This window comes from Methanoculleus sp. UBA413 (genome assembly GCF_002502935.1).
In the GTDB taxonomy this organism is placed as follows: domain Archaea; phylum Halobacteriota; class Methanomicrobia; order Methanomicrobiales; family Methanoculleaceae; genus Methanoculleus; species Methanoculleus bourgensis.
Map to the genome: position 1 here is coordinate 1,555 of NZ_DAQR01000105.1, position 5,079 is coordinate 6,633.

The following is a 5,079-nucleotide window of genomic DNA, read 5'->3' on the forward strand; positions in this document are numbered from 1 at the left end:
AGCAGGATCAGCGCCCGGTAGAAGGCCTCGAGGAACGGAACGCCGAAGACGAGCGGCGGGACCACGACGAGGAGCCCGGCGACGAGGATGACCGCCGGGGTGTAGTAGCGAGCGAACCGCTCGATGAAGGCCTCGGTGGGGGAGGTGTGGGCCTGAGCCTCAGCGACCAGGGCCACGACCCGGGATATGGTGCTCGCCTCCTCAGGCTTTGTCACCCTGATCTCCAGGTAGCCGTCCATGTTCCGGGTCCCGGCGTAGACCTCGTCCCCGACACCCTTTGCCACCGGGACGCTCTCTCCGGTGATCGGGGCCTGGTCGACCGACGACTCGCCGAGCGTGACGACGCCGTCCAGCGGGATGGTATCGCCCGGCCTTGCGAGCACGGTCTCGCCGACCCGGACGTCGCTGACCGGGACAACCACTTCCCCCTCGTCCCGCCTGACCCGGGCCGTCTGCGGCGCGATATCGAGGAGCGACGCGATCGAGCGATGCGCCCGCCCGGCCGCATACTCCTCCAGGAACTCGGCGATGGCGTAGAGGTAGAGCACGGCCGCACCCTCGGCCGGGTTTGCGGTCAGGAACGCGCCCGCCGCCGCGATCGTGATGAGCACGGCGATGTTGAACCTGAACCGGATGAGCGCGAGGAGTCCGGCCTTCAGGACGTCGTGGCCTGATATGACCGCGGCGGCGAGGAGGAGAATCGTCCCGGCGAGGGGGTAGGGGGTGAAATACTCAACGTATATCCCCGCGAGGAGGAGGACACCTGCGACCGCGAAGACCGCGATCTCCCGGCGGCCGGCGACCGGCTGGTGGATCTCGCAGATCCCGGCCCGGCAGCGGGGGCACTCCTCATGCCCGGGCATGGCAGGTCTCCAGGCGGGCAGCAGTCCATCGGGTGTAGGTCTTCGTCATAGATATACGGAATTTTGGCTCCGTGCAACTTAAGGGTAGTGCCGATCCCGGGAGTACTCCCGGGTCTGCTTCCGGTGGAATCCAACCGAAAACCTGAAATCCGGGTAAGGTTACCTTACCTCCGAGCAGAAACATTATCGTGCGATCGTACTAACTGATTGACGAGATTACTCCATACGCAGAGTGCCCCGGTGCCGGCCGGAGACGCGGGATATATGCAGGATGCCTGATTTTTATGATCCCCGCTCCCGCCTCCCCTCCCTGCAGGACCAGACCCGCATGCCCACACCAGATTTCTCTACAACGCCTCTCGGTGACGAATCAGGAGTACCCGCGGAGCTCGCCGACGAGACGGTCCCCTACGGCATCTGGATCTGCGGGCCTGACGGCGGGGTGCTCTACCTCTCAGACTCCTACCTCGACCTTGCCGGGATGACGCTTGAGGAGTGCCGGGGCACCGGATGGGCGAGCAACATCCATCCGGAGGAGAGGGCCGCGGCGCTTGCCGCATGGGAGCACACTGTCGCGACCGGGGAGACCTGGAGCCGCGACTACCGCATCCTCGGGTCGGACGGGGAGTACCATACCATCGCGAGCAGGGGCGTCCCTATCCGGGATGCCGCCGGGCAGGTCATCCTCTGGGCCGGGATCAACCTCGATATCACCGGCCGGGAGAGGCTGCAGGGGCTGGTGAAGGAGTTTCGGACGCTGTATGCGATCTCCCGGCTGATCGGGGAGGGCGACGCCGGCGTTGAGGAGGTCTTCCGCCGAACGGCCGACCTCCTGCCCGGCGGGTTCCAGAACCCCGGTCGGGTATCGATACGGGTCGTGCCCGGGACCGCGGCGCCCGGCGGCGGGAGGATCACCGTCCCGATCATCGCCGGGAGGAGGACGGTCGGACACCTCGTCGTGGAGACTGACAACCCCGTCCGGCAGCAGGAGCGCGATCTTGTCGCCGCGGCCGCCGCGATGCTCGGAGCCGCCGTCGGGCAGGCGGAGGCAAACGCGGCGACGACAGCCTCCGAACGGCAGTACCGCCTCCTCTTCGACCAGATGCTCGACGTCGGGCTGCTGCTCGAGGTCATCCGTGGGGGTTCCGGGGAACCTGCCGGGTTCCGGGTCATCCAGATCAACCGCAAGGCTGAAGAGGCTCTCGGGCGCCGGAGGGATGAGGTTGCCGGGGAAGACCTCGTCACGGCTGTCCCGTCGGTCGGTCCTGTTACGCTCGACCTCTGCCGGGGGGTTGCGCGGACCGGGACGCCGGTGCACCGCGAGGTCTACAGCCCGGATGTCGACGCCTATTACGAGCTGAGGGCATACCGGCCCGAGTACGACCGGCTCGTCGTCATCATAAACGATATCACGGACCGGCGGCGGGCGGAAGAGAAACTCCGGATGCAGCGAAGTGATCTGGACAACCGGGTTCGGGAACTTGCGACCCTCTACGCCATGACCGGTATCGTCGAGCGGCCCGGGATAACACTCGATGCAATCCTCCAGGAGGTCGCCACCGTCCTCCCCGCCGGCTGGCTTCACCCTGAGGATGCTGTCGCCCGGATCACTCTCGACGACCGGGAGTATCTCTCGGCTGGGTTCTGCGAGACCTCCTGGCGGCAGGAAAGCCCGATCATCGTCCACGGCCGGACCGCCGGGAGGGTGGAGGTCTGCTACCTCCATGAGCATCCCCGGGCGGATGAGGGGTCGTTCCTCACCGAAGAGCGCTCCCTGATCGATACCGTCGCCGAGAGGCTCGGCCGGACTATTGAGCGGATGCGGGCAGACGAGGGGCTCCGGAGGAGCGAGGAGAAGTACCGCCTCCTCTTTGAGCAGATGCTTGAGAGTTACACCCTCTATGAGGTTGTCCGGGACAATGAGGGCAGTCCCGTCGACTACCGGCTCCTCGAACTGAACGAGAAAGCGGCAGATCTCTTCGGCCGCAGCCGGGAGGAACTGGTCGGGCGGCGGCTCTTTGATGTCTTCCCGGCGATCCGCGAGGGGGCCGGCGCCCTCTACGGGGAGGTCGCGGAGACGGGTGTCCCGGTGCAGCGACGGCTGCAGGAGCCGGGGAGCGGGCGGTGGTATGAGCTGCACATCTACCAGCCGCAGCCCGGGCGGCTGGCTGTCATCGGCCAGGATATCACCGAGCAGAAGAAGGCTGAACGCGCTCTCCGGGAGAGCGAGGAGAGGTTCCGCGGCATCTTTGAGCAGGCCGGGGCCGGGATCGCGCTCATCGATCCCGGAGGAAGGATCACGGAGACAAACCCGGCGTTTGTGCGGATGTTCGGCTACGATGAGGATGAACTCCATGCCATGCTGTTCCCGGACCTGATCTTTTCGCCCGACCGGGAGAATGCCGGGGCTCTCCCCCGGGAGAGCGTCCAGCGGGAGATGCGCTACGTGACGAAGGATGGGAGGACCATCTGGGGGCGGTTGACCACGTCTCTGCTCCACGATCCCGGGGAGAGAGGTTTTGTCATCGGGATGGTAGAGGATATCACCGACTGGAGGGAGATGCAGAACGCGCTCCGGGAGAGCGAGGAGCGGTTCCGGGAGATCGCCCAGCGGAGTTTTGATATGATCTATACCTGCTACCACGACCGGGGGATCACCTACATCTCCCCGGCGGTGACGCGGATCCTTGGGTATACTCCTGAAGAGATGATCGGTGTGCAGTGCAGTGATTATGTTCTCGAGGAGTCCTGGCCTGCCTGGCTGGGGGCTCGGGTCCGGGTCACCCGGGGAGAGCCTGTCGAGGGGCTCCTCGTAGAACTCCGCCGGAAGGATGGAACGGTCGCCTTTGTGGAGATGAACGAGTCTCCGATCATCGAGGGCGGGGAGGTGGTCGGTGTCCAGACTGTCGGCAGGGATGTCTCTGACCGGAAGCGCTATGAGGATCTGCGGCTGCAGGCGTTCTACCAGATCGAGCAGAACATCGAGCAGTTTGCGATCCTCGCCGACCACATCCGCCTGCCCCTGCAGGTGATCCTCGGTATGGCCGACCTGATCGATGACGGAGGAGCGTCAGAGAAGATCCGCAGGCAGGTTGAGCGGATCAACAGTATTGTCAAACAGCTCGATGCGGGATGGGTCGAGTCGCGCAAGATCCGGGAGTTTTTGCGGAGAAACGAACTGGTCTAGCGGTCGATTGTCTCCGGATCCCGGGTTCTCAACCGGGCGGGGTCGCTCCCCCCTGGGATTCATGAGTACACTCATCTATCTCGAATGAAGTGGTATGCTTCGTTGTTCCTTAGGGAAAGGTTGACGTCTATTGATCTCTACCGTATTAAGGACAAAAACGCGGCAGGGGTGCCGGGCCGTGCAGGCGCCTCACTGCCGCGCGGAAGCGAAAACACCTGGGGAGCGGCCCGGCGCTTCCCTGGCCCGCAGCCGGAAGAGCTGGATTTGATCCTGTGTCATGAGAAGCGATCTTGCGTGGACAGAGTCCCTGGCTGAATACCCTCACCGGTGCGGCGCAGATCTCCAACAAGGCCGCGTGGAGGAGGGTGTCGCGAAATCCCGTATATGGACGCCGTTTGTTGCCTTTACGGTGCTCCTCGTCGCCCTTGCAGCGACCAGCCTCTACAGTTACCTCCTCTTCCACACGATCGCCGAACTCGTCGCCGTTGGAATAGCGATAGCGGTCTTCACCGTTGTCTGGAACGCCCGGACGATGCGGGAGAACAGTTATCTGCTCGTCACCGGCACCGGGCTCCTCTTCGTGGCCGGGATCGGGCTGCTCCATGCTCTTGCCTACAAGGGGATGGGGATCTTCGTCGGCTACGACGCAAACCTCCCGACACAGCTCTGGATCGCTTCCCGCTACCTCCTTGCGGGGACACTCCTTGCCGCTCCGCTCCTGTTCAGGAGCGATCTGGACCGCCGGTGGGTCTTTGCCGGGTTTGCCGGAGTAACCGGCCCCCTCCTCCTCTCGATCTTTGTCTTCCCGGTCTTCCCCGACTGCTACGTCGAGGGCGTCGGACTGACCCCGTTCAAGGTCTGGAGCGAGTATCTTATATCAGCCCTGCTCGCCCTTGGGGCTGTCGCCTTCTACCGGCTGCGGGATGCCTTCTCGCCGCGGGTTGCCGGCCACCTGATCGCGGCGATCCTCGTGCTGATCGCCTCAGAGCTCGCCTTCACGCTCTATGTCAGCGTCTACGGGATCGCAAA

Annotated in this window: 3 protein-coding genes; 2 read left to right on the top strand and 1 reads right to left on the bottom strand. The window is 64.5% G+C overall.

Annotation, left to right across the window (positions count from 1 at the left end):
• Positions 1-863, bottom strand: an 863-nt coding sequence (locus tag BP858_RS08630) for an HAD-IC family P-type ATPase (protein WP_286879301.1), incomplete at its 3' end; no start/stop codon positions are given.
• Between the two features lie 271 nt (positions 864-1,134).
• On the opposite strand from BP858_RS08630, the gene BP858_RS08635 reads away from it, so the two are divergent.
• Positions 1,135-4,050 carry a PAS domain S-box protein gene (locus BP858_RS08635; protein ID WP_286879302.1) on the top strand — a complete coding sequence of 972 codons (2,916 nt, stop codon included), beginning with the start codon at positions 1,135-1,137 and terminating at the stop codon, positions 4,048-4,050.
• 277 nt (positions 4,051-4,327) lie between these two features.
• Positions 4,328-5,079: MASE3 domain-containing protein (locus tag BP858_RS08640; protein ID WP_286879303.1), on the top strand; the 752-nt coding region annotated here is incomplete at its 3' end.